Annotated in this window: 20 protein-coding genes; 7 read left to right on the top strand and 13 right to left on the bottom strand. The window is 59.2% G+C overall.

Annotation, left to right across the window (positions count from 1 at the left end):
• Positions 1-166 precede the first annotated feature (166 nt).
• Positions 167-2062: a penicillin-binding protein 2 gene (gene mrdA / locus KO536_RS20005; protein ID WP_219262732.1), complete on the top strand. Its 1896-nt coding sequence runs from the start codon at positions 167-169 to the stop codon at positions 2060-2062.
• Between the two features lie 47 nt (positions 2063-2109).
• On the opposite strand, the gene KO536_RS20000 is transcribed toward mrdA, so the two are convergent.
• Positions 2110-4152, bottom strand: a complete 2043-nt coding sequence (locus tag KO536_RS20000; protein WP_219262731.1) for a c-type cytochrome — start codon at positions 4150-4152, stop codon at positions 2110-2112.
• 391 nt (positions 4153-4543) lie between these two features.
• Between KO536_RS20000 and KO536_RS19995 the strand changes: the two genes are divergently transcribed.
• Positions 4544-5539: a GlxA family transcriptional regulator gene (locus tag KO536_RS19995; RefSeq protein WP_133079230.1), complete on the top strand. Its 996-nt coding sequence runs from the start codon at positions 4544-4546 to the stop codon at positions 5537-5539.
• Positions 5540-5670: 131 nt separating this feature from the next.
• On the opposite strand, the gene KO536_RS19990 is transcribed toward KO536_RS19995, so the two are convergent.
• Both KO536_RS19990 and KO536_RS19985 read right to left on the bottom strand, forming a co-directional pair.
• The gene (locus KO536_RS19990) at positions 5671-6912 is read right to left on the bottom strand and encodes an MFS transporter (RefSeq protein ID WP_374105718.1); all 1242 of its coding nucleotides are present in this window, start codon (positions 6910-6912) and stop codon (positions 5671-5673) included.
• 311 nt (positions 6913-7223) lie between these two features.
• Complete coding sequence (locus KO536_RS19985; RefSeq protein ID WP_219262729.1) at positions 7224-8435, bottom strand: M24 family metallopeptidase; 1212 nt, start codon at positions 8433-8435, stop codon at positions 7224-7226.
• Positions 8436-9787: 1352 nt separating this feature from the next.
• Between KO536_RS19985 and KO536_RS19980 the strand changes: the two genes are divergently transcribed.
• Positions 9788-10225 (top strand): YqaA family protein, encoded by a 438-nt coding sequence (locus tag KO536_RS19980; protein ID WP_133078547.1) that lies wholly within the window; start codon positions 9788-9790, stop codon positions 10223-10225.
• Between the two features lie 20 nt (positions 10226-10245).
• Here the strand turns inward: KO536_RS19980 and KO536_RS19975 are convergent, their stop codons facing one another.
• From KO536_RS19975 to KO536_RS19955, 5 genes are all read right to left on the bottom strand, one after another.
• Complete coding sequence (locus KO536_RS19975; RefSeq protein ID WP_219262728.1) at positions 10246-11232, bottom strand: hypothetical protein; 987 nt, start codon at positions 11230-11232, stop codon at positions 10246-10248.
• 439 nt (positions 11233-11671) lie between these two features.
• Positions 11672-12538 (bottom strand): ABC transporter permease, encoded by an 867-nt coding sequence (locus tag KO536_RS19970; RefSeq protein ID WP_219262727.1) that lies wholly within the window; start codon positions 12536-12538, stop codon positions 11672-11674.
• 18 nt (positions 12539-12556) lie between these two features.
• Positions 12557-13417 carry an ABC transporter ATP-binding protein gene (locus KO536_RS19965; protein ID WP_019822430.1) on the bottom strand — a complete coding sequence of 287 codons (861 nt, stop codon included), beginning with the start codon at positions 13415-13417 and terminating at the stop codon, positions 12557-12559.
• Positions 13418-13422: 5 nt separating this feature from the next.
• On the bottom strand, positions 13423-14442 hold the full coding sequence (locus KO536_RS19960; protein WP_133078543.1) for an ABC transporter substrate-binding protein: 1020 nt from the start codon (positions 14440-14442) through the stop codon (positions 13423-13425).
• Between the two features lie 26 nt (positions 14443-14468).
• Positions 14469-15365 (bottom strand): TauD/TfdA family dioxygenase, encoded by an 897-nt coding sequence (locus KO536_RS19955; RefSeq protein ID WP_019822426.1) that lies wholly within the window; start codon positions 15363-15365, stop codon positions 14469-14471.
• A 266-nt stretch (positions 15366-15631) separates the two neighbouring features.
• Here KO536_RS19955 and KO536_RS19950 point away from each other — a divergent pair, with 266 nt between their 5' ends.
• Complete coding sequence (locus tag KO536_RS19950) at positions 15632-16069, top strand: hypothetical protein (RefSeq protein WP_219262726.1); 438 nt, start codon at positions 15632-15634, stop codon at positions 16067-16069.
• 283 nt (positions 16070-16352) lie between these two features.
• Positions 16353-16922, top strand: coding sequence for a manganese efflux pump MntP (gene mntP, locus KO536_RS19945; RefSeq protein WP_133078552.1), 570 nt, complete (start codon positions 16353-16355; stop codon positions 16920-16922).
• A gap of 41 nt (positions 16923-16963) precedes the next feature.
• Here mntP and KO536_RS19940 read toward each other — a convergent pair whose 3' ends face one another.
• Positions 16964-18148, bottom strand: coding sequence for a sugar transporter (locus KO536_RS19940; protein WP_133078540.1), 1185 nt, complete (start codon positions 18146-18148; stop codon positions 16964-16966).
• 310 nt (positions 18149-18458) lie between these two features.
• Here KO536_RS19940 and KO536_RS19935 point away from each other — a divergent pair, with 310 nt between their 5' ends.
• Both KO536_RS19935 and KO536_RS19930 read left to right on the top strand, forming a co-directional pair.
• Positions 18459-19517, top strand: a complete 1059-nt coding sequence (locus KO536_RS19935) for an aromatic ring-hydroxylating dioxygenase subunit alpha (RefSeq protein WP_133078539.1) — start codon at positions 18459-18461, stop codon at positions 19515-19517.
• 64 nt (positions 19518-19581) lie between these two features.
• Complete coding sequence (locus KO536_RS19930; RefSeq protein ID WP_219262725.1) at positions 19582-20532, top strand: PDR/VanB family oxidoreductase; 951 nt, start codon at positions 19582-19584, stop codon at positions 20530-20532.
• 3 nt (positions 20533-20535) lie between these two features.
• Here the strand turns inward: KO536_RS19930 and KO536_RS19925 are convergent, their stop codons facing one another.
• The 4 genes from KO536_RS19925 to KO536_RS19910 form a co-directional block, all read right to left on the bottom strand.
• On the bottom strand, positions 20536-21249 hold the full coding sequence (locus KO536_RS19925; protein ID WP_133078537.1) for a GntR family transcriptional regulator: 714 nt from the start codon (positions 21247-21249) through the stop codon (positions 20536-20538).
• Positions 21250-21429: 180 nt separating this feature from the next.
• Positions 21430-22656: an OprD family porin gene (locus KO536_RS19920; protein ID WP_219262724.1), complete on the bottom strand. Its 1227-nt coding sequence runs from the start codon at positions 22654-22656 to the stop codon at positions 21430-21432.
• Between the two features lie 115 nt (positions 22657-22771).
• Positions 22772-24103: an MFS transporter gene (locus KO536_RS19915; RefSeq protein WP_219262723.1), complete on the bottom strand. Its 1332-nt coding sequence runs from the start codon at positions 24101-24103 to the stop codon at positions 22772-22774.
• A gap of 444 nt (positions 24104-24547) precedes the next feature.
• The gene (locus KO536_RS19910; protein ID WP_219262722.1) at positions 24548-26305 is read right to left on the bottom strand and encodes an acyl-CoA dehydrogenase; all 1758 of its coding nucleotides are present in this window, start codon (positions 26303-26305) and stop codon (positions 24548-24550) included.
• Positions 26306-26309: the final 4 nt, after the last annotated feature.

The following is a 26309-nucleotide window of genomic DNA, read 5'->3' as shown; positions in this document are numbered from 1 at the left end:
GGGCTCCGTTTGAAAAAGTGCAGTTTACAGCCACAACAGTCCGTCGGCTTTCATATACAAGCCAACCAATAACCTGACTCGACATCAGGCTTCTTGGTAAGGTGTGCGCCGAATTTCGCAGCCTGGCTGGCTGCTGCTATCTGTTGACTCACGCGAGACACCCCACATGCCCGAACCGATCCCTCTTAAAGATCACGAAAGCGAAAAACGCCTGGTCAATAAAAGACTGATCGCGTGCGCGGGGCTGGTGCTGGCCATCAGTTGCGCGCTGATCGGCCGTATGTATTTTTTGCAGGTCACCGAGTTTGACTACAACTCCACGGTCTCCGAGAACAACCGCGTACACGTGCTGCCAATCCCTCCTGAGCGCGGTTTTATCTACGACCGCAATGGCGTGCTGCTGGCCGATAACCAACCCAGCTTCAATATGACCATTACCCGGGAACGGGCCGGGGATACCGCCAAAGTGCTGGACTCGGTGATGAGCATCCTGCACCTGCCTGACGAAGACCGTGCGGTATTTGCCAAGGCCATGAAGCAGGCGCGCCACCCGTTTGATCCCTCTACCCTGCTGTACGAGCTGACGGAAGATCAAATTGCCCTGCTGGCCGTGAATCAATTCCGCCTGCCGGGTATCGATGTCGAGGCACAGTTCGTGCGCCATTACCCCCAGGGCGATCACTTTGCCCATTCGGTCGGTTATGTGGGGCGTATCAACGAAAAAGAAGCCAAACAACTGGATGCCACCCAGTACCGGGGCACGCAGTCCATAGGCAAGACCGGCATCGAACGCTTTTATGAAAATGAACTGCACGGCAAGGTCGGTTTTGAAGAGGTCGAAACCAACGCCCAGGGCCGGGTCATGCGCGTACTGCGCCACACCGATGCCGTGGCCGGTAAAAACATCGTACTGAGCCTGGATATCAAGCTGCAGGAAGCTGCCGAAGAAGCCTTGGGCGATCGTCGTGGCTCGATCATTGCCCTGGACCCGAAAACAGGCGAAGTGCTGGCCATGGTCAGCAAACCCAGCTTCGACCCCAACCTGTTCGTGACCGGCATCAGCTCCAGGGACTATTCGAGCCTGCGTGATTCCATCGACAAGCCGCTGTTTAACCGGGCCTTGCGTGGCCTGTATGCACCCGGCTCGACGATCAAGCCCGAAGTGGCGATTGCGGGCCTGGACAGCGGCGTGATTTCAGCTTCGACCCGGGTATTTGACCCGGGCTATTTCCAGCTGCCCAACGTTGATCACAAGTACCGCAACTGGAACCACAGCGGCGATGGCTGGGTGGACTTGAACGCGGCAATCATGCGCTCCAACGACACCTACTTTTATGACCTGGCCTCCAAACTGGGCATCGACCGCATGCATGACTACATGGCGGAGTTCGGGCTTGGGCAGAAGGTGTCCCTGGACATGTTTGAAGAGTCGTCCGGCCTGATGCCGTCCCGTGAATGGAAGCGCAGCACCCGCCGCCAGGCCTGGTTCCCCGGTGAAACCGTCATTCTGGGGATCGGCCAGGGCTACATGCAGGTCACCCCCCTGCAACTGGCCCAGGCCACCGCACTGATTGCCAACAAAGGTGTATGGAACCGTCCGCACCTGGCCAAAACCGTTGACGGTACGCCGCCGGTGGATGAGCACCCGATCCCCAATCTGGTGCTGCGTGATCCCCGGGATTGGGATCAGGTCAACCACGCCATGCAACTGGTGATGCACGACCCGCGCGGCATCGCCCGGGCAGCAGCCCAGGGTGTGCAATACCGGATTGCCGGCAAAAGTGGTACGGCACAGGTGGTGGCGATCAAGCAGGGCGAGCGTTACAACCGCCTCAAAACCGCCGAGCGCAATCGTGACAACGCCTTGTTTGTGGGCTTTGCACCAGCCGAAGATCCCCAGATCGTGATTTCAGTGATGATCGAAAACGGCGAAGCCGGTGGCCGGGTAGCGGGCCCTGTGGTGCGCAAAGTGATGGACGCCTGGCTGCTGGACAACCAGGGCGTGCTCAAACCGCAATACGCCAGCCCGCAGGTCAAGGCGCACCCGACACCCCATGTTTGAAAAGCACCCCAGCCCTCTCCTTCCGTGAGAGGGCGCGGGCTTTTACCTCAATACCGTGCATCCACCGGCTTGCCGCCTTCAGGCCAATCCTTGGCCTTGTCGACAAAGTCAGGCCGTGGCTGATGGGAGAAGTACTGCGCCACATCCACCGCTTCCTGATCCGATAGCCCGCCCTGCCCCAGCGGGAATTTTTCGTGGAAGCCGATCGGCATGTTGCGTTTGACGAACGCTGCCGCCGTGTACGTGCGTGCCATGCCCGCGCCGATATTGAACGACTCGTCCCCCCACAACGGCGGGTACACAAAGCTGCCGTCGGCATGCTTCAGGCCCTGGCCGTTGTCACCGTGGCACACCGCACATTGCTGCGCATAAATCACCTTGCCGTTTTCAGGATCGGGCTTGATGGTGGGGTCAACCTTGCCCACGCCCCGACCAGCCACTTTGTCGCCCGCGACGGTGTTCATTTTCATCCAGTCAAAATACGCCACCATCGCCTGCATATCAGGTGAGGCCACCGGCAACGGCTTGCCATCCATCGAACGGCGAAAACACCCATTGATCCGCTCCTCCAGCGTCACTTCCTTGCCCGCACGCGGCGCATAGCCGGGGAAGAACGCCGACACACCCACAAACGGAGAGCCATCAGCCACGGTGCCCGCGTTCAGGTGGCAACTGGTGCAATTAAGCGCATTGCCAACGTTGTCCGCCAGCAATGCCTTGGTTTGCAAGTGCAAGCGCATGCCGCGCACCACCTGGTCGGCATTGGCAGCGCTGAGCAGATTGGCCAGTCGCGGCGTCACAAACGCACTCTCGTCAGTGACCTGGGGGTTGAGCTGCTTGCGCATGCTGGCCACTTGCGCGGGCTTGATCGCCGGGGCGTCATTGCCCCAACTGCTGCGCACAAAACTCAGGATTTCGGCAATTTCATCATCCCCCAGGCGCGCAAACCCGGGCATGGTGTAAACCCGTGGGTGCGTTGCAGTTTGCGGGGTTTTCCAGCCGGTCAGGGTGATGTGCAACAGGGTGGTCGGGTTAGCCGCCACGATCCCCGGGTTGCCGTTCAACGGCGGGAACATGCCTTTGACACCCCCTCCATCCGGGCGATGGCAGTCGGCACAGAACTGCGTGTAGCCCAACCCGCCACGGCTGGTAAACAGCGTGTCCGGTGCCTTGGCCGGTTCGATTGCCACAGCAGGCATCGGCAAATCATCCTTGCCCGGTGGCAGCGACTTCAAGTAACTGGCGATGGCGGTCAAATCGGCGTCGGTGAAGTGCTGGGTACTGTGATGAATGACGTCGGCCATGTTGCCCGAGACCGTGGCAAACCGGTTTTGCCCGGTTTTGAGCAACTGCACCGTGTCCTCCACCGTCCACAGGTTGCGCAGGCTCAAGGCGCGCCATTCTTCAACGGTTTCACCCGCCAGGTAGTGCTTGCCACTGCGGCCCCCATCGTCCAGAGCCTTTTCCTGGAAGGCGATGCCCCGAGGCGTGTGGCAGGAACCGCAATGCCCCAGGCCCTGCACCAGATAAGCACCCCGGTTCAGCTCGACACTTTTGCCAGGGTCGGCAACGAACGGCTGTTGGTCGACAAAGGCCCAGTTCCATAGCGCCAGGCCCCAGCGCTGGTTGAACGGAAAGCCCATGTCTGCCTCAATATTGGCCACTTTCACCGGCGTTACGTCCTGCATCAGATAGGCGTAAAGCGCGCGCATATCCTCTTCGCTCATCTTGGCGTAGGACGGATACGGCATGGCCGGGTACAGGTTCTGCCCCGCAGGCGTCACTCCTTCGCGCATGGCCCGGTCAAATTGCTCAAAGCTGTACTGACCGATGCCGGTCTCGGGGTCTGGCGTGATGTTGCTCGAATATATCGTGCCCATCGGCGTTTTCAGTTCCAGCCCGCCTGCCATCACAGCCCCTCCCTGGGCGGTGTGACAGGCTATGCAGTCGCCAAGCCTGGCCACGTACTGGCCCCGCTCGATCAGGGATTTTTCGGGGACAGGGGCCGTTGTCGGCTCACCGGCCTGCACCTGAACAGTGCAAAACAACGTCAGGCCGACCAGCGCCAGACGTGGGAAGGTAGAAAGCATCGCGTTATTCCTTTAAGGCGTCGATCTGGGGTGATCCCCTCGAAACGGGCCGTGCTGGTATTGTTATTGACTCCTCACAAAGGGGTTGTACCGGCTTTTAAAGTCAGGGCGTTTGACCAGGGTCATGGCCGTGGCAACAAGGCTGCGCGAGCGCTGGCGGTACCTGTCGCCGACACCTTCTGCGGGACGGGGCCACACACGCCGGGCATCCTCGGGCCTCTGACGGCGATAATTTTTTTCCGCAATAACAAGCTGTTAGCTGCTGGCACAACAAATGCTTCCTTACACCCAAAGCACAGAACCTTGCATCCCCAGCCCCGGCCTGGAGATGCAACAACCTGCGTGAACCCCGACGCTAAACGCGTCCGGGGTCATCTAGAGGAGCGTAAGGATGGCAACGCCTGTTACAGCGTCACCGATCAACATGCCCACGGTAAAAACCGTGGGCTTTCTGGTGATACCAAACTTCACCACCATCGGTTTTGCCTCAGCCATCGAAACCCTGCGCATGGCCAACATGGCCGCCCGCTGTGAAATGTTTCGCACCGTGATCATCGCCCCTACCCTGGATCCGGTCACTGCCAGCAATGGCATGCGCATCCTGCCCGACCATGTGGTGGGTGATGGGCCAAAACTGGATATTTTGCTGGTGGTGGGTTCAAACCCCATCGTGTCCCACCTCAGTAGCCGGCCCGTGCTCAACTGGCTGCGCAAGCTGGCACACGAAGGGGTCGCGCTGGGCGGCATTTGCACCGGAAGCTACTGGCTGGCACGGGCCGGTTTGCTCAAGGGTTATCGTTGCACCATTCACTGGGAAGACATCGAAACCCTCAAGGACCATTTCCCGGGGATCATCATTTCCAATCAGCTATTTGAACTGGATCGCGACCGCTACACCTGCTCGGGCGGCGTGGCGTCGATGGACATGACCCTGCAACTGATCGCTCGAGAGCCGGGTGGCCGGGAAATCGCCGCCCACGCGGCCGAGCTGCTGCTGTGTGACCGGGCGCGGGGAGCGCAGGAGCAGCAACGGGTGCCGCTGCGCCAGAAGCTGGGGACCTCCCAACCCAAGCTCAGCCAGGTGGTAGCCATCATGGAAGCCAACCTTGAAGAGCCGGTCAGCCTTGAGGACCTGGCGCGCTTGAACGAGGTGTCGGTGCGTCAGTTGGAGCGCCTGTTTCACAAACACCTGCAGCGCACACCGAGCCAGTATTACCTGGAACTGCGCCTGGCCAGAGCGCGAAGCCTGTTGCTGCGCAGCGAGTCGCAAGTGCGCGACATCGCCCTCGCCTGCGGCTTCGTCTCGGCGGCGCATTTTTCGAAATGTTATAGCCGGTTGTTTGGGGTGTCGCCGATTGGTGAGCGCAAGCAAGTGGCGTTGCACTGAGCCCTGCCCACAGGCCAGAAAACCTGTGGGAGCGGGCTTGCTGGCGATGGCTTTGACGCGGTCTGACAATCAGTACGCATCGATCCATTCGCGAGCAAGCCCGCTCCCACAGGCGTATTTCAGCGGTGTGTTTAGTCTTGCAACGCGGTGTGCGCCGTCTCGCGACTGGCCAGCATCGCAACCAGCGCTACCACAGCCGCTGCCAGCAAATACCAGGCCGGGGCCATTTTGTTGCCGGTCATATGAATCAGCCAGGTGGCAATAAACGGGGCAGTCCCGCCGAACACCGCGTTGGCCACGTTAAAACTGAAGGCAAATCCGCTGAAACGGACCCGGGTCGGGAAAATCTCGGCCAGGAAACACGGCAAGGTACCGTCGTTCATGGCCAACATCGCGCCGAAGGCAATCTGAATCATCAGAATCACCAGCAGCGACGGGTTGCCAAGCATCCCGAACAGCGGAAATGTCAGCAGCAAAAACAGCACCGACGCGGTGACCAGCATGGTCTTTCGGCCATAACGGTCAGACAGCGTGCCCATCAGAAAAATCAGGCCGATATAGGTCGCCAGCGACACCGTCGAGGCAATAAACGAATCACTCTCGCTCATGCCCATTTCAGTCGACAGATAGGTCGGCATGTAACTGAGCAGCAGGTAGAACGCCACGGCGTTCAGGCAGGTCACGCCAATCCCGATCATCACTGCCCGACGATGCACAGTCAGCAATTCACGGACCGGGGCATGGGTCGCACACTCCTTGGCTTCCAGTCGCTGTTCCATTTCCAGGAACTTGGGTGAGTCCTGCAGGTGCACGCGGATATAGCGCCCTACCAGACCAAAGGGAGCCGCCAGTAAAAACGGCAGGCGCCACCCCCAGTCGTGAAGGTTTTCGACGGTCATCAACGCGTGCATTCCGGCAACAAACATCGCGCCAAACAGCAATCCGGCTGCGGTACTCGCGGGCACAATGCTGGTGTAGAAACCACGCTTGCCCTCGGGCGCATACTCGGCCAGAAAGGCCGAGGCCCCAGCGTACTCCCCCGACGCCGAAAAACCCTGCACCAGGCGAATCAACAGCAACAACGCCGGAGCCCACAGGCCGATATGGTTGTAGGTAGGCAGAATGCCGATGCAAAAGGTCGAAAGGGTCATGATCAGAATCGACCAGGACAAGGCACTGCGCCGCCCGTACTTGTCGCCAAAATGACCCCAGACCAGGCCACCGATGGGGCGCACGATAAACGACAGGGCAAATACCGCGAAGGTCGCCAGCAGCCCTGTGGTGGTATCGGTTTGCGGGAAGAACGTCAGCGCAATGACAGTCGCCAGATAGCCATAGGCTGCGTAGTCAAACCACTCGACAAAGTTGCCCATAAAGCTGGCCGTGGCAGCACGGCGCAGCGCCTTGCGCTCGCTGAGACGCTCGGTTTCCTGCTCGGTTGTCAGAGGTAATGCCAGACTTGCACTTGGGATACTCATTGAGCACCTCCGGGGAAAGAGATGCGGGACAGGAAAACGGCAAGCAACGTCGGGACGCGGGACATGACAGATACCCTCATTGTGTTCTTTTTGGCAGGGGTAAACAGGTCAGAAAACGCTGCGTAATCTGCGTACGCATGCGCTGGTATCGAGCTTGGCAATTGTGTGGGAGCGGGCTGGCCCGCTCCCACAGGGTCAAGGCAACTCTACTTCTTGATGATGTTGTGCTGCGGGCCGTACGGGAAATGAGTGATGTTCTCCCCGCCCTGCTCGTTGACGATCAGGATGTCATGCTCGCGATACCCGCCCGCACCCGGACGACCTTCGGGAATCATGATCATCGGCTCGATGGACACCACCATGCCCGGCTCCAGCACCGTGTCGATGTCTTCACGCAGCTCCAGCCCGGCTTCGCGGCCATAGTAATGGCTAAGAGTGCCAAACGAGTGGCCATAGCCAAAAGTGCGGAATTGCAGCAGATCATGCTCCAGGAAGATTTCGTTGAGTTGCAAGGCGATGTCCGAGCAACGCATGCCGGGCTTGATCAACTTCAGGCCGGCCTCATGCACCTTGACGTTAACTTCCCACAGCCGCAGATGCTCGTCCGAGCAGTGGTCCAGGAACAGGGTGCGCTCCAATGCCGTGTAGTAACCGGCAATCATCGGGAAGCAGTTGAGGCTCAGAATATCGCCCTTGTTCACTTTGCGGGTGGTCACCGGGTTGTGTGCGCCGTCGGTATTGATCCCCGACTGGAACCAGGCCCAGGTGTCCATCAGCTCGGAATCGGGAAAGGTACGGGCGATTTCCCGCACCATGGCCTGGGTCGCGTGCAGCGCCACTTCATATTCGGGCACCTGATCACGCAGCGCTTCCACGATGGCCGCGCCGCCAATATCGGCGATCCGTGCACCGTGGCGAATAATGGCGTGTTCTTCGGCTGACTTGATCATGCGCATGCGCATGCACGGCGCGCCAATATCCACCAGCTCGGCCTGGGGGTAACGGCTGGCGAGCTTGTCACGATTGAGCAGGTTCATGTGATCGAACTCGATCCCGATGCGACCGGCCTTGGGCAGGGCCTGCTGGATCGCGACAAAGTAGTTATCGCGCTGCCAGTCGGTATACACAATATTGTCGGTGCCCATGGTCCGGCGCCACGGCTGGCCGCCGTCAATATTGGCGCTGATGGTCACCGCGCTGTCCTGAGTCACCACCAGCGCATAGTTGCGGCCAAACGAGCAGTACAGGAAATCGCTGTAATAGTTGAGGTTGTGATAGGACGTGAATACCGCAGCGTCGATATTGTTCTGCGCCATATAGGCACGCAGCTTCGCCTGACGGTTGGCGTACTCCTGGGCCGAGAACGTGGGAGAGACCTTTTCACCGTTTTTGATCTGGATGGTTTTCGGCATTTGCATGTCTTGGGTCCTTGTCTGTGATCGAGCATCAGAAGCCGCCGGCAGGCGGGTCGTTGAGGATCATTCGAACAGATACAAGAACGGTTTTTTTGTGCGAATCCGACCTGTAGTTGATCAGATCCGCTGTGCGAACCTGCCCCCTCCCAGCGCCGCCCGACCACGCCTTTGCGCTAGCAACTGTCCTCGATCCCTGTGGGAGCAGGATTGCTCGCGATGGCATCAGCCCGGTTGGCCAGAAAGACCACAGCGCCTGTATCGCGAGCAAGCCCGCTCCCACAACACAAGGCCCTCGCCCATTATTCGTGGAAGTTCGCGTGTTTGAATTAACCAGCTGTTTGTGGCCTGTTCCTGGTGGCATTCGATGCCGCGTCAATCCTGCCCCTATACCACATTCTCTTCAGGATAAAAAAAGGACTGTCGAGTTAAGTTACCTGTCAAGGTTGTAGGATCGCCTATCAAAAACGAGGATCGTTAGAGTTGGCCAGCCTTAGTTACATGAGCATTACAGGCAAACGTCAAAGATTTATTTAAGCGGTCGGTTGTTACCTTGGTACCAGACATTTTATTGATGGTTGCCTCCTACGGTAATCAAGTTATACAAGCCGTTGATGAGGGAATGGGCTACAAGAGATCGGGACCGAGCGCGCCGAGCTGGAGTCCAAGGCAAAATTCCATGCTCAAAACAGTATTGGGGTCTTAGCAGGCTGGATGAAAATTGAAGCGGAAATAGTGTTACAGAAGCGACTGACGGAACACTGAGCTCACTTGCTGACGTTGTACTTGGCGCGAGAGAAAACTAAGCAACACGATTTAATTTTGGTATGTAAACACGCAAGCCAACCAAGACCAACACACTATAGTGTTGACGCGTAGGCAATGTATAAGGCTCGTCCTTCGAGGGGGAAAACTTCGGTTATTCCCCAGACAACTATTCCCATGATGGGTATTGAGCAGCCTAATACCAGGCAGCACACTGATAGATAATAACGAATTTCTTGAATATTCATCTGCTCATGCCTGCGCGGCGGAAATTTAGAGACCAATGTATTGGCGGGTTTCTGACTTGGCTTTTAAGTGCGAATCCGACCTCTAGTTGATCAGATCCTCTGGGAGAACCGGCCCCCCCTCACAGCGCCACCTGCAGGCATCACAAAACTTGTAGTCGCTGCAAAAGGCTGCGATAAGGGCCGCCTGACCAAGCCTTTGCGCGAGCAACTGTCCTCGATCCCTGTGGGAGCGGACTTGCTCGCGATAGCATCGACCCGGTTGGCCAGAAAGACCACAGCGCCTTCATCGCGAGCAAGCCCGCTCCCACAACACAAGGCCGGCGCCCATCACTCGTGGAAGTTCGCGTGTTTGAATTAACCAGCTATTTCGGCCTGTTCCTGGCGGCATTCGGTGCCGCGTCACTCCTGCCCATGCAATCGGAAGCTGTGCTGGTCGGCATGATGCTGTCCGGCAAGTACGTCGCCCTGACACTGCTGGTCGTGGCCACCCTCGGCAATGTCCTGGGTTCGGTCTTGAATTGGGTATTGGGCCGCTCGGTCGAGCGCTTTCGACACAAACGCTGGTTTCCGGTCAGCGAGCAAAAACTCGACAAGGCCCGCGCGTTCTATCTGCGCTATGGCCGATGGTCGCTGCTGCTGAGCTGGGTGCCGATAATCGGCGACCCGCTCACCATGATTGCCGGCATCATGCGCGAACCGCTATGGAGTTTCGTGCTGATCGTCACCCTGGCCAAGGGCGCCAGGTATCTGCTGTTGACGGCAGTCACGCTGGGCTGGACGTAAGTGACCAGCCCGCACTCACCTCAAACCGGGCTTGCAGTGATGCGTTGCTCCATCACAGGCGGGTATTCAGGCAGCCAGGATAGCGGCATCAGTTGATTGTATTTCTGATAGAACGAGGACTGAATCCGGCCGCGAATCTGCTCCAGCTGTTCAATCAGATCCACCAGCGCTTGCTGCTGCGAGGCCAGACGAATTTCATCCTCAGCCATATCGCTGTCGGGCAAAGCGATTGCCTTCAGCGCAATACGCTCACTGAAGTAAGCAGGCACTCGTCGACCATTGCGATGCAATTGGTTTTCGGCGCGATAGCATTGAACCAGCCCGGCCAAAATCATTTCGGCCTTGTTCAGGCCACTGGCCAGCCGGGGTTTCACATTGCGCTTTTCGTCCAGGGCCGACTGGTAGCTGACCAGTTGCTCATTGCACGCCAGGACATCCGACTCAAGCTTTTCAAGGAACTGCTGTTTGAGCGCCATCAGTTCATTGCGCACGTCGGCAATCTCGTCCTGATAGATCCCCAATGCTTGATTGCGACGCTTTTGATGTTTTTCAAATCCCGAGTGATGCTCTGCCTTGTAGGCACACAACTCAGCCTCGCGCTCGCGCACGCTGTACTCCAGGCGCTGCAGCCGTATCGCGTAATCGCTCACCAGGCTGTCTATGGCACGTTCGAAATCCTGGTCAACATGAGCACAGCGGCTCACCGTAGCGCCGATATCCAGAGCATCCAGACGGTTTTGAACCACTGCGATCCGCGACTCGGCCCACGCCAGAACCTTTTCCCGCTCCAGCTCAAGGGTCACACGGATGGTCTCTTCCGTCGCCGTCAGCCGGGTTGCTTCCTCAGGGGGATAGCCCTGCTCACCGTGGCGCCGGGCTTGCTCAACGATGTTGAGATCCCGTTTCAGGTGTTCGAACTCAGGCGGGACAAATAAAGGATTGCCAGTACGCTCGCGACTGCGATCAGCCTGCTCCAGAATGTTCATCAGTTTTTTGAATAACTGCATGGCGTTCGCTCCGAAAAAGAGGTCGTGAAGCCAAATCACTGATTTGAACGTAACGGCCGAGCTTGAAACTCGCTGCAATCGTCAGTGCCATCAAGCGATTCCGGGAAAATTCAGGAGATACATCAAGGAAGCAGCGAGGTGAGGATGATGCCTGCATCAAGCAGAGCGTGATCCTTGATCCCGACAGCAAACACTTAGGGAATAACCTTAGTGTCAAAATCATGCCAACGCCTGCCATGAATGACAAGCAATAAGTAGCACATAGCCATCAATCACATGCATACGCTTGAAAAACGGGGATTTTTTGCGTTTAAACGACAACGTTTTGCGGCCAGTACGGACCAAAAAGAACAAAGGCCTGAAGAATCAGGCCGGCGGGAATTAGTAAGAACACAATGACGGGACCCGGATCGCCTTCAAGCGCTCCGGGTTTTGCACATCAACGCTGCATGCCCCAGCGCTTGACCGTGACCCGCTCAAGGGTAGCGAACACCAGGTTCTCCACCAGCAAGCCGATCAGAATCACCACCGCCAGCCCGGCAAACACCTTGTCGGTGTACAGCTCATTGCGGTTCTGGAAGATATACCAGCCCAGACCGCCCTTGCCGCTCGTGGCGCCGAACACCAGCTCGGCGGCAATCAGCGTGCGCCAGGCAAATGCCCAGCCGATTTTCAGACCGGCGAGGATCGATGGCAGCGCTGCCGGGATCAGGATAAACAGCACAAAGCGGATGCCCTTCAACCCATAGTTGCGCCCGGCCATGCGCAGGGTTTCCGAGACGCCGAGAAAACCCGCATACGTGTTCAGGGCCAACGCCCAGAGCACCGAATGCACCAGCACGAAAATCAGGCTGTTCTGCCCCAGCCCGAACCACAGCAATGCCAGTGGCAACAGGGCAATGGCCGGCAACGGGTTGAACATCGACGTCAGGGTGCTCAGCAAATCACGACCCAACTGGGTCGAGACCGCCAGCGTGGTGAGCGCAAACGCCAGAAGGATCCCGATCAGGTACCCCTTGAGCAGCACCACCATGGAAATGCCCACCTTGCTCAGCAATTCACCGCTGATCAGGCCGTGATACAGGGCACTGCTCGTTTGCAAGAACGTGGGCAGCAGCAGGTCGTTGTTCTGGTAGCGCGCCAGCAGCTCCCAGAGCACGGCCAGCACGACCAGAATCAGGCTTTTGCGTAACCAGCCCTGCTGCCAGAGACGCTGGCCAAGGGGCAGTTCGCGCTCCAGCGGCACCGTCAGCAACGGCTCCAGGACCACTTCATACTCCTGGCGTACAGATGATGATTGGCTCATCGGGCAATCCTCCACGGCTCAATAAGCGATACGGATATCAGCGAAATTCAGGGGTTGTTCGTCAGTGCCTGCATCGGTTTCATCGAACAGCAGCCGATGAATGCGCCGCGCCGTGTGCTGGAACCCCGTACCACCCAGGCTGTGCAGATCGTACTGATGGCTGTTGATTTCAGCCCGCACACGCCCGGGGTGTGGCGATAGCAGCAAGATCCGGTTGCCCACCACCAGCGCCTCTTCGATGGAGTGGGTGACAAACAGCAAGGTAAAGCGCACCTCCTCCCAGAGCAGCAGCAATTCTTCCTGCATCTTGCGCCGGGTCAGGGCGTCGAGTGCGGCAAAGGGCTCGTCCATCAACAGGATTTTCGGCTGCATCGCCAAGGCCCGGGCGATCGCCACGCGAGCCTTCATGCCACCGGACAAGGTGTGCGGATAAGCATCGGCAAACGCTGCCAGGCCGACCTTGTCCAGATAATGCAATGCCCGTTCCTCGGCTTCGCGCCGTGGCAGGGTTTTGGAGGCCAGCAAAGGGAACATCACGTTTTGCTTGACCGTCTTCCAGGGCGGCAGCTGATCAAACTCCTGGAACACCACCATACGGTCCGGCCCCGGTGCGGTGACGGCCTGGCCCTGGAGACGGATCTGCCCCTCACAGGGTGTGTGAAACCCGGCGACCGCCTTGAGCAACGTCGACTTGCCGCAGCCCGAAGGGCCAAGCAGGATAAAACGGTCCGCCGGATCGATTTCAAAACTGACCTGGTGGGTCGCCCTCACCACACGTTGCGGCGTGCGGTACTCAAGGCTTACCTGATCGACCGACAACAGGGCAGGCCCTGTTGCGTTCAAGTGGCTGGCCGTGTGGCCTTGCACGGAGGCGTTCATGGCTGTCAGCTCCCCTGCAGCGGTTTGGCGTCCTGGAAGAAGTAATCTTTCCAGGAGTCGGGTTTGTTTTTGATCGCGCCAACGCGGTACAGAAACTCAGCCAGTGGGTAAGTGTTTTTCGGCGTCACGCTGAACTCGTACTCCGGGGTGTCGATGATCTTCAGCAACTCGTCGCGATCGACTTTGGACTTGGTTACGCGAATGTATGTGTCAGCGGCAGCAGCCTTGTCGTTCTGGGCAAACTCGGCCGCCTCGGTCAACGCCTCGACGAAGGCCTTGTAGGTTTTAGGGTTGTCGTTACGGAACTTCTCGGTGGCAAACAGCACGGTCGGTGAGTTGGGGCCGAGCAAGTCGTAGGTATTGAGCACCACGTGTACGTTGGGGTTTTTCAGCGCCTGATCCTGGAACGGCGGGTTGGAAAAATGCCCGCTCAGCTCTGTACCACCGGCAATCAGCGCAGCCGTGGCATCAGGATGGGGGACGGCGATGGTGTACTTGTCCAGCCGGTTGAACTCCTTGTCGCCCCATTGCTTGGCAGCCGCATATTGCAAAAAGCGTGACTGCACGGAAACACCCACAGCAGGCACGGCAATGCGGTCCTTTTCGGAGAAGTCGGCAATGGTTTTGACGTTCGGATTATTGCTCAGCAGGTAGTACGGAAAGTTGCCCAGCGATGCCACGGCCTTGACGTTCTGCTTGCCGTGGGTGCGATCCCAGATAGTCAGCAGCGGGCCAACCCCGGCGCCGGCAATGTCAATGGAACCGGAAAGCAAGGCATCGTTGACCGCCGCTCCGCCGGACAATTGAGTCCAGTCGACCTTGATGTCGATGCCCTCCTCCTTGCCGTGTTTCTCGATCAGGTTTTGATCGCGCACCACGTTGAGCAGCAGGTAGACAATGCCGAACTGTTCGGCGATACGGATCTCGCCTTCGGCATGGGCCACGGTGGGTGCGACCAGGCTGCCGGCAAGCAGACTCAAGCCCAGGCCTACACTGGCAGCGACGGTTTTGAATGATTTGGGCATGGCTATGCTCCTTGAAATAGGGACGATCAGTAAGGGGCGTTGCCCTGAATGGTGGTGCGATAGAGCTTGCGACGCAGATGGCTTGGGCATCCGGCAGCGAGATGGATCAGCGAACGGTTATCCCAGAACACCAGGTCATGGGGCTGCCATTGATGGCGGTAGATGTTTTCAGGCAGCACGCTGTGGGCGAATAGCTCTGCCAGCAACTGGCGGCTTTCATCCTCGGGCAGGCCCACAATGCGGGTCGTGAAACCCTCGCTGACAAACAGGGCCTTGCGGCCGTTTTCCGGGTGGGTCCGTACCACCGGATGCACCACCTCGCTGACCTGAGCCAATTGCTCCGGGGTCAGGGTCGGGCGCCAGTTGCCTTCAAATTTGGTTTCGCTGTAGCGCGCCGTATACGAATGCGCGGCCGAGCGGCCTTCCACGGCACTGCGCAAGGCTTGCGGCAGGCCGTCCCAGGCTTTGTGCATGTCGGCGAACAGCGTATCCCCGCCTTCGCTCGGCAGCTCCTGGGCATGCAGCATCGAGCCCAGGCTCGGCAGCTCTTTATAGGAAAGATCGGAGTGCCAGAACTTGCCCGCATCCCCCAGGCCGATGGATTGGCCGTTCTCGATAATATTGGAGACGATGAGAATTTCCGGGTGCCCGGTCAGCAGAAACTGCTTGAGCACATGGATCTGCAAAATGCCAAAACGGCGACTGAAGGCGATCTGTTGCTGCGGGGTAATGCGCTGATCGCGGAACACCACTACGTGATGCTCCAGATGCGCGCGGTGAATGCGCGCAAAATCCTGGTCATTGACCGGCAACGCCAGATCAAGCCCGATGATTTCGGCTCCCACGGCACCGCTGAACGGGCGAATCTCAAAAGACTGAGGGGCGATGCTTACAGCAATCGCAGAGGCAGACGGTGCAGACATAAATCACTCCCACGCAGAGCACACCCAATGGCGCGCTGATCGATCAGAAACTCACGGAGGTCCCGTGTTGGTTCATTTCGTGCGGCGCGTCGATTGGTCGACCTGTACGCAGGGGTATGACTTTATAGGTATAAGAAATTTAATTTAAATACCGTTAGGGAATAAGCATATGACCTGTGATCCGGCTTATTTCGCGCCACGGCCTAAAGCACTGGCGCGCCCTGCCGATGGACTTGAATGGCATAAGGTTTAAAGGACGAATCGACATGGTCGGCAGCATCAACCCCTTGGCATCCAGCCTGAATATCCAGAGCGTGGCCAGCACTGCATCCAGCAACGCGCCGGACAGCAGCGCCGTGAGTGACGCCAGCGCCACGGCCACCGAACAGGTCAAGCCGCGAGCGTCCAGGGGCGCCAATGCGGCACCTGCACCAGACAGCAGTGACGACAGTTCAGACACGGTCAAGCAGTTGAAAAAACAGATCGCGCAACTGCAAAAACAGCTCCAGCAGCAGATGCAGGCACTGCAAAGCATTCAGGCCAGCGACCAGAGCCCGGACGCCAAGGCCGCTGCCGTTGCCGGGGCCCAGGCACAAGTGACGGCGACCACTGCGGCGCTGCAAGCGGCCACGGCCGCATTGCTGCAGGCACTGACAGCCCAGGGCAGCAGCGGCTCGGGGTCGATGGTCAGCACGTCGGCCTGAATGCCCCCCTGCGGGAGCTGACCACGGTTTTCAGGCGATCTTATAAACGAAGAATCCTACGATAAATTTAGCCTTTTCCCTTAATTGCATCATTTGCTGTTATTCTGCGCCCCTCTTTGGGGAGTAGCTGGCCGTCACTTGCGTGGCGGCGCTCTGGTCAACATTCTCGGCAACCTGCCGTGGCCATGGCATCCATACGGATTTGCGAGACCAACGTCATACCTGTGCTGAAGTCGGGCGCGCAGTGCTATGTCGTTGTCTCAAGCCCGGCTGGATGACTGAATTGAACCCAATTGCCCTGATTCTCCTGGCTTTCGCCATGTCCACCGATGCTTTTGCCGCCGCCATCGGCAAAGGCTCAAGCCTGCACAAACCCCGTTTCAGCGAAGCCCTGCGCACCGGTCTGATCTTTGGTGTGATCGAAGCCATTACGCCTGTGATCGGCTGGGCCATCGGTCAGGCGGCCAGCAGCTACGTCACTCAGTGGGACCACTGGATCGCCTTCATCCTGCTGCTGGGTCTGGGCCTGTACATGATCTACAACGGCGTAAAACCCGATGAAGACGAGCCCGAAGACAAACCGTCGCAACACTCTTTCTGGATTCTGGTGGTCACGGCCATCGCCACCAGCATCGATGCGCTGGCGGTAGGCGTCGGCCTGGCTTTTGTGGACGTCAATATCCTGGTGGCAGCTGCTGCCATCGGCCTGGCCACCATGACCATGGTCATTATCGGCACCATGCTTGGCCGGGCGCTGGGCAGCCTCGTCGGCAAGCGTGCGGAGATCGTGGGCGGCGTGGTGTTGATCATCGTGGGCGCCACGATTCTGTACGAGCATCTGAGCGCCGTGTAATACCTTCCGGGGCTCTGGCATTGCGCCAGAACCCCGGTTTGTCAGGCCTGTGCGGCGCTGCGGTTTAGCCGGTACATGGTCCAGGCGTAGAACACCAATGCCAGCCCCGCCAGCGAACCCCCCGCCAGCCCGATCCAGGCAAAGCCGAAATGGCTGCCCACCGAACTGCCCAGCAGCGCACCCCCGCCGATCCCGATGTTGTAAATACCCGAGAACATGGCCATCGCCACATCCGTTGCATCGGGCGCCAGTGTCAGAACCCTGGACTGCATCGCCAAACCAAACCCCATGATCGCCATCCCCCAGATAATGCTCAACACACCCAGGGATTCAATCCAGTTGCTGGCCGGCAACAGCAACAGCAGGCTCAGCGCGATCAGGCCTACAGCGATCAACAGGAAAGCCTGCGGGCTGTACTTGTGGAACCAGCTGAAGCAAAGGGAACCGATAATCCCCGCACCGCCGAACAGCAGCAGAATCAGGGTAACGGTACTGCCACTCATGCCGGCCACACCCTGCACAAAGGGCTCGACGTAGCTGTAGGCAGTGAACTGTGCCGTGATCACCACCGCCGTCAGCACATAGACCGCCACCAGCGCAGGTCGCTTGAACAATACCGGCAGGCTTCTGAGGGAGCCCGAGTTCTGGCTTGGCAACAACGGCAAGGTTCTGGCCAGCCAAAACACCAGCACTGCGGCAAGCACCGCAATCACGATAAAGGTTGTGCGCCAGCCCATCGCCTCACCCAGCAAGCGGCCCAGGGGAACACCCATGACCATCGCCAGCGACGTGCCGGTCGCCAACAGGCCCAAGGCTTGCACCTCCTTGCCTTCTGGCGCCAGCCTCACCGCCAGTGACGCCGTAATGGACCAGAACAGGGCATGAGACAACGCTACCCCGATCCGGCTTAACAACAAAATGCCGAAGTTGGCCGCCAGGCTCGACAGCACATGACTGGCGATAAACAGCCCGAACAGCACGAGCAACAACTTGCGGCGCTCGACGTTGCGGGTCAGCAGCATGATCGGCAGCGATGCCAGCGAAACCACCCACGCATAGATGGTCAGCATCAGTCCGACCTTGGCAGTGGACAGATCAAAGCTGCCGCCAATCGCACTCAACAACCCCACAGGCACAAATTCCGTGGTGTTGAACACAAAGGCGGCCAGCGCCAGCGCGATGACCGGCTGCCAGGTGGCATTGGAGGTAGAAGTGGGGTTGGTCATTTAAAGAATGCACTACTCGCTATCGATGATCTAACAAGCCCATGACACGACCGCCCTTGCAGACCCTTCGAGCCAGAACCACGCAGACGGTAGTTTATAGCCTTCTCGGGGAGCTGTTGATGAACATCGGCTCTCCCTGCATATTTATTTAATGGATCCACTGTTATCGCTCACCTTTGCATTTTGTGTTCGATAATCGCCAAAACCCCCAGTCAAACCCAACAATACTCCCACATGAAATTGACTTGAAAGATCCCAATGCCGCCTAATGGATCCATAAGAGCAATAACACCTGATCTGGAGATTGGTCATGTACCCAAAAAACACCTGGTACGTCGCATGCACCCCCGATGAAATCACCGACAAGCCTTTGGGCCGGCAGATTTGCGGCGAGAAAATGGTTTTTTATCGCGGCCACGAAAACAAAGTCGCCGCTGTCGAGAACTTTTGCCCGCATCGCGGTGCTCCCCTGTCACTGGGTTATGTCGAGAACGGCAACCTGGTGTGCGGCTATCACGGGCTGGTCATGGGCTGCGACGGCAAAACCGTCGAGATGCCCGGACAGCGGGTACGCGGTTTCCCGTGCAACAAGACCTATGCCGTGGTCGAACGCTACGGCTTTATCTGGGTATGGCCCGGCGATCAGGATCAAGCCGACCCTGCATTGATCCACCACCTGGAGTGGGCGGTGAGCGATGAATGGGCCTATGGCGGCGGCCTGTTTCATATCGGTTGCGACTATCGCCTGATGATCGACAACCTGATGGACCTGACCCACGAAACCTACGTACACGCCTCCAGCATTGGCCAGAAGGAAATCGACGAAGTCGCCCCGACCACCACGGTTGAAGGCAACGAAGTCGTCACGGCGCGGCACATGGAAAACATCATGGCCCCGCCGTTCTGGCGCATGGCCTTGCGCGGCAATAATCTGGCCGACGATGTGCCGGTGGACCGCTGGCAGATCTGCCGCTTCTCGCCACCCAGCCACGTCTTGATCGAAGTCGGGGTCGCTCACGCGGGCAAAGGCGGCTACCACGCAGCCCCCGAGTTCAAGGCATCGAGCATCGTGGTCGATTTCATCACCCCTGAAACAGACACCTCGATCTGGTACTTCTGGGGGATGGCACGCAACTTCAACCCTCAGGATCAGGCGCTCACCGCGACCATCCGCGAGGGCCAGGGCAAGATTTTCAGCGAAGACCTGGAGATGCTCGAACAACAGCAACAAAACCTGCTGGACCACCCGCAACGCGCATTGCTCAAGCTCAATATCGACTCGGGCGGCGTGCAGTCACGCCGCGTCCTGGACCGCATCATCGCCAGCGAACGCACACCCGAGCCACACTTGATCGCCACTGCGCAGTAATTCCCGGACGGGGGCGAGCGCACGTGGGCCAGCCCCCTCAATGGCAACGCTTTGAGGAAGCAGCATGATTGATGTGGTGGTGGTATCTCGCAACAACGAAGCACAGGGCATTTGCACCTATGAGCTGGCCAACGCCGATGGCAGCGCCCTCCCCGCGTTCAGTGCCGGATCGCACATTGATGTGCACCTGCCCGGCGGACTGATCCGCCAATACTCCCTGTGCAACCATCCTGATGAACAGCATCGCTACCTGATTGGCGTGCTCAGGGATCCGGCTTCACGGGGCGGCTCGCAAAGCCTGCATGAACAGATCAAGAGTGGCGATAGCCTGCGCATCAGTGAACCGCGCAACCTGTTCCCGCTGATCCACGAAGCCCGCCGCAGCTTGCTGTTTGCAGGGGGCATAGGGATCACCCCGATTCTGTGCATGGCGGAGCGCCTGGCCCACAGCGGCGCAGATTTCGAACTGCATTACTGCGCCCGGTCCAGCGAGCGGGCGGCCTTTGTCGAGCGCCTGCGCAACTCGCCTTTTGCCGACCGGGTGTTCATGCACTTCGACGAGCAGCCAGAGACCGCCCTGAATGCAGCCCAGGTGCTGGCCAGCCCGCAGCCCGGCACCCATTTGTACGTGTGCGGCCCGGGCGGCTTCATGCAGCATGTTCTGGACAGTGCGCGCGCTCAAGACTGGCAGGAGCACGCCCTGCACCGGGAGTACTTCGCCGCCGCCCCGGTTGACAGCAGCAACGACGGCAGCTTTTCGGTCAAGGTGGGCAGCACCGGCCAGGTCTTCGATATTCCAGCGGACAAAACCGTGGTCCAGGTCCTGGAAAGTCACGGCATCGATATACCCATGTCATGCGAGCAAGGGGTATGCGGCACGTGCCTGACCCGCGTGCTGGAAGGCGTTCCGGATCATCGCGACATGTTCCTCACCGAAGAGGAGCAGGCTTGCAACGATCAGTTCACTCCGTGCTGTTCGCGCTCGAAATCGCCCATGCTGGTGCTGGATATCTGAACTTCAATCGGAGCGGTGGATCACTTTCATCCGCTCATTGGCAGTGGCCGAGCCGAAGATTTCGGCATAGCGCAACGTCGCGTTGGCGTGCTCGCGCATGATCGCTTCGGCGCGGGCACCCTGGCGACTGACCAGCGCATCGAACACCGAATGATGCTGCATATGGGCATAGTTGAAGCGCCGGTATTCACGGGCCATGTCCTTGCGATCAACCGCCAGCGCCGTCACTGAAGCAAACGGCAAATGATCATTGCGTGCCAGGGCATCGGCAATGGCCGGGTTGTGACTGCCCTCAACGATAACCTGATGAAAGCGCATATTGAGGTCGTGATAGACCTCAAGATCGTCCTCGGTGACGAAGCCTTTATCGAACAGCTCATCCCCTTGCAACAGGCACAACTCCAGGGCGGCCCGTGCCTCTCCCGACAGCCCGCGTTCGGCCGTCAAACGTGCCGCCAGGCCTTCGAGCACCCCGCGCACCTCCACCGCACCCGCAATGTCATTGGCACTGACCGAACGCACCTGAAAACCGCGCCCGCCGAAACGCACCAGCAAGCCTTCCTGCTCAAGCGTGCGAAAGGCCATGCGTACCGGCATGCGGGAGACGCCGAACAACTCGGCAGTGGGAATTTCCATGAGGCGTTCGCCAGCGGCAAGCTCGCCTGAGGCAATCATCTTGCGCAGTGCAATCAGCACCAATTGACCGGGTTTGCTCATCCAGGCAGCATCCAGAAAACGTGAGCGGCCATAGTAACGCATGAGCGGCTATAGAGACTGAGCGGCGCACACATCCCTCAGCATCTACTACCTGGCACATCCCCCTGTGGGAGCGGGCTTGCTCGCGATGGTATCGACGCGATTCGACAGACACACCGCACTGCCTGCATCGCAGCCCCCCTACATCGACAACGGATAACTCACGATCACACGGGTCTGGTCGAAGTCGCTGTTGAAGCTGCGACGGTTGGTGGCGTTGTTGACGCGCAAGCTGAGATTCTTCAGCGTGCCGCTCTGGAACGTATAGCCGACTTCGGTATCGCGCTCCCATTCCTTGCCGTTAGTCCCCTGTTTGGTGGTGGCGTTGTCGCCATGACCATAGCGAACCATCGCCAGCAATCCAGGCACCCCGAGCGCGGCAAAGTTGTAGTCGTAACGCGCTTGCCAGGAGCGCTCGTCGGCATTGCTGAAGTTACCGTTGAACATGTCGTTGCCCAGCGTGCGCCCGCTGCTGCCGTACACCGACATCCAGCCGCTGTCCCCGCTGACCCGCTGCAACCCCAGGTACAACGTGTGCCCGCCCGTAGCCGCGGAGAACAGTCCGTACGCCGTGCGGCTGCTGACCCGACCGATACGCGCGCTACCATCGTCCTTGTCGATGAAGTAACCCAGATTGGCGCCCAGCACCCAGTCACCCACCGGCTGTTTGTGCAGCAGATTGAAATAGCTTTGCTGATAGATATCCGCCAACTGCGAATGCCACGCCCCCACCTGGGTACGCTGCTCATTGAAACGGTACTCAGCCCCCGCATAGTTGAATCGGTCGGAGGTCACGCCCGGCGCAGCCCACGCCGCCAGATCCTGCATGTCCGAAGAATTGCGCAGGCTCACGGCCCGGTATTGCCCCGCCTGCAGCCCCAGGCCTTCAATCTCCCTGGACACCAGCATGGCGCCACGGAAGGTCTGCGGCAGCAGTCGCCCATCGTCGTACCGCAACACCGGAACATCCGGCAGCAATTCGCCAACCTTCACTTCCGTTTCCGAAAAGCGCGCCTTGGCCGCCAGCCCTGCCCGGCCAAAGTTATCGGCCGCGCGACCATCGCTGTTCACCGGCAGCAGTTCGGAGCCACTGGCCACGCGACTGCTGTCGAGCTTGACCCCAAGCATGGCAATCCCTTCCAGGCCAAAACCCACAGGCCCCGGGGTGTAACCGGAGCTGAATTTCAGAATAAAGCCCTGCGCCCATTCATCCACCTTGCTTTTGCCGGCGCTGTGGTCACGAAAATCACGATTGAAGTAGTAGTTGCGCAGCATCAAATCGGCCTTCGCGCCGTCAAAAAAACCTGCATCCTGGGCCATTGCCGAGGCACACACCGACAACGACAGCAAACCTGTAAGCATCTTCATTATTATTGTTCTCCGATTGTTGGGCGCAGCCGCTCCCCGCAGCTGATACAGCCCGCCCAGACAGATAAATAAGGGTATGCGCCCGGCCAGGCCGGGCATTGATCAGAAGGTTGAATCAGGCCTGGGCCAGCGCCGGTTGTGCCTGCGAAGTCGACGGTTTGAGCAGCAGCAAGCAACCGGCCGCGATCACGAACACGATGGCAAACACGCCATACAGGTGCAGGGGCTGCCAGCCGGCATCCAGCAGAAAACCGGCCACAATGGGCGACAGGATCGCGCCGATACGCCCAATGCCGATCCCCCAGCCCACGCCCGTTGCTCGTACGGAAGCGTCATACACCACTGGCGACAATGCATAGAGCCCGGCAACGCAGCCATTGGAAAACAGCCCGATCAGCAATCCAAGCCCCAACGCGGCCATGACCGAAGACCCAGAGCCGACAAACAGCACTAGCAAGCCCGCGGTAATCAGCATGAACAGCGACAGCACCCGGGTCAGCGGCCAGCGCGATGACAAGCCGCCGATCAGCGCCGCGCCAAAGATCCCGCCAACGCTCAACAACACGCCGCCGGTAATGCCCTGTTGCGCCGAAAGCCCGGCCGACACCAGCAGTTTTGGCGTCCAGCTCATCACAAAGTAAAAGCCGAACATCACCAGGAAGAACAACAGCCAGATCAGCAGCGTGGTGCGGCGCATGGCGGGCGCCAGAAGCTTGGTCAGGCCGGTACTGGCACCCGCCGGACTCACCACCGCAGCAGGCATCTGGTTCAAGGCTGGCTGACCCAGGCGTCGGGCCAGGCTATTGATACGTTGCAAGGCCGTGGCCGGGCGGCGCGCAAGCAAAAAGTCCAGCGACTCGGGCAGCCACAGCAACACCAGCGGGATCACCGCAAAGGTCACAACCCCGCCGAAGACAAACACCGAACGCCAGCCCCAATGGGTCAACAACCAGACTGCCAGCAAACCGCCCAGGGTGGCACCCAGGGCATAGCCGGTGGATTGCAGACTCACTGCCAGGCCGCGCCAGCGCTTGCTGGCGTACTCGCTGGCAATCACGTTGCTGCTGGCCAGAATCCCGCCAATCCCCAGCCCCGCAAGCCCGCGCAGCAGCGCCAACTGCACCGGTGTCTGGCTCAACGCCGAAAGCAGCATGCCCGTGCCGCTGACCACCAGGCACAACAGGATCAATGGGCGTCGACCGATGCGATCTGCCCAGGGGGCGAGAAACAGCGAACCCGCCGCCATGCCAAACAGCCCGGCACTGAGCAACATGCCGATTTGCGCCCCGCTCAGGCCCCACTCGGCCGACACCGAAGCCGCCGTGAACGCCATCACCAGCACATCAAAGCCATCGATCATGTTCAACACGATGCAGATCCCGATGGCGAGCCATTGAAACCGCACCATCGGACCGTTATCCACGCGAGCTTTCAGATCGATATCCATCATTGCACCTGCCTGTCGCAAGCGACCCGGACAAGGCAAACGCAAAACACGGCAGTGCGCGCAGACATAAAGCGGACAGAACCCTGACAGTTCTGTGCTCTGGATAAGCCTTTCATGACGAGACCCTTTTTTTGTAATTTTTATGGGCGACGGTCAGGAAGGAATCCAGCCATCGCCAGGGCGCTAGTCAACCCGTTAATGGATCCACAGGCAATATGAGGGATTGTCACAATATCAAGAACCCCTGCCCTCAGATCCTGAAACCGGCGCAGAGATATTAATTTTTTCCTTTAAATACAACACGTTGAATTATAAAGACCCTCTACACTTTAGCGTTCGATTATCGACCAATCTCGTAGCCAGAAATCCTGTCTGGCCACGAACTCAGTCTTAGTCACTTGAAAATCGATTTATTGGATCCACTGAAGCAGTGTTTTCCGGGTATCACTCGACAAACGCCAGGCTCGCCTGTGCGCCACGAATGGAGGCGATTCGGTAGTCGGCTTCTGGCAATACATAGGCAAAAAAGAACTGCGCAGTTTGTAGCTTGCCGGCGCGTACAGGGTCGCTGTCGGGCAGCAAACGGGACACCCGCGCCCCTCGTACCCAGGCAAACCCCAGCAGGGCCACCCCGCACAACCGCAAAAAGTCCCCGGCAACCCGATAGGGATACTCGATCTCCTCGCCAGCGCGCTCACGAACTGCGCCCACCACCGCTTCAAGCTTGTCGCACAGTCGCTCCAGCTCAGTGCCAAAACCGGCACACTCCGAGGCCTCCAGGGCCAGCGCGGACTCCTGGCGCATCACCGCCAGCAACTCGGCAAACGCCCGGCCGTCATCACCCAGCACTTTGCGCAACAGCAAGTCATTGGCCTGGATCTCGTTGCTGCCCTCATAAATCATCGCGATCCGGCTGTCGCGCAGGGTTTGCTCGATCGCAAACTCGCTGACATAGCCGTAACCGCCGAACACCTGCAAAGCGTTGCTGGCCTGGCGAAACCCCTGGTCGGTGAAAAACGCCTTGATCACGGGCGTCAGCAGTTCTGCCAGTTGCAGGGCGCGCTGTCGCTCGGCCGGGCTCTCTTGGTGCTCAGCCTCATCGAGCAGATGCGCCACCCAATAGCCCACGGCCCGCATCCCCTCGGTGCAGGCGCGCAACTCCAGCAAGGTGCGGCGCATGGCCGGGTGAAAATGGATCGGGTCGGCGGCGTCGGCACTGACCCCGACAGGCCGCACCGGCGCACGCATCTGCTTGCGTTCCAGGGCATAGTCGCGAGCGTTCTGCCACGCCGCTTCGGCGTGTCCCAGCCCCTGCAGACCCACGTGCAGCCGCGCCGAGTTCATCATCACGAACATCGCCGCCAGACCGCGACTGGCCTCGCCAATCAGCCAGCCGTGTGCCTGCTCGAACACCAGCGAACAGGTTGCGCTGCCCTTGATCCCCATCTTGTGTTCGATACCGTCGCAACGCACGTTGTTGACCTGATGGTGGTCCAGCAGCTTGGGCACCAGAAACAGCGAAATGCCCCGGCTGCCAGCAGGCGCACCGGGCAGTCGTGCCAACACCAGATGCAGGATATTTGCGCTCAGGTCGTGTTCGCCGCCAGAGATAAACAGCTTGCTGCCGCTCACACGATAACTGCCGTCGTCTTGCGGTTCGGCACGACAGCGCAGCAGGCCGACGTCGCTGCCTGCCTGCGGCTCGGTCAGGCACATGGTGGGCAAGGCTTCACCGCTGACAATCTGCGGCAAATAACGCGCCTTGATCCACTGCGGGGCATGGGCCTTGAGGCACAGGTAGGCACCATGGGCGATGCCGGTGTACATGGCCCAGCCATGATTGCTGGCATAGAGCATTTCCTGCAGCGCCGCATCGAGCAGCTGCGGCAAGCCCTGCCCGCCGTAGGCCTCATCGCACGCCAGGGCTGACCACCCGCCTTCGGTGTAGGCGCGATACGCCTCGACAAATCCGGCGGGCGTCGTCACCCGGCCCGCGTCGAAACTACATCCCTGGCGGTCGCCACTGCTGTTGATCGGCGCAAGCACCTGGGCGCTGAACCGCCCGGCTTCTTCAAGCACCTGGCGGGCCAGCGCCAGATCGAGGTCCTGGAAGCGCTCTGTTTGCGCCCAGGCCCGTGGGGCCTCAAGCCAGTGTTCAATCACAAATTGCATGTCGCGCAGCGGCGCCTGGTATTGCCACATGGGA

The organism is Pseudomonas sp. NKUCC02_KPG (assembly GCF_019345465.1).
GTDB lineage: Bacteria > Pseudomonadota > Gammaproteobacteria > Pseudomonadales > Pseudomonadaceae > Aquipseudomonas.
The sequence above is the reverse complement of the archived record's forward strand: the minus strand, read 5'-3'. Positions and strand labels throughout refer to the sequence as shown.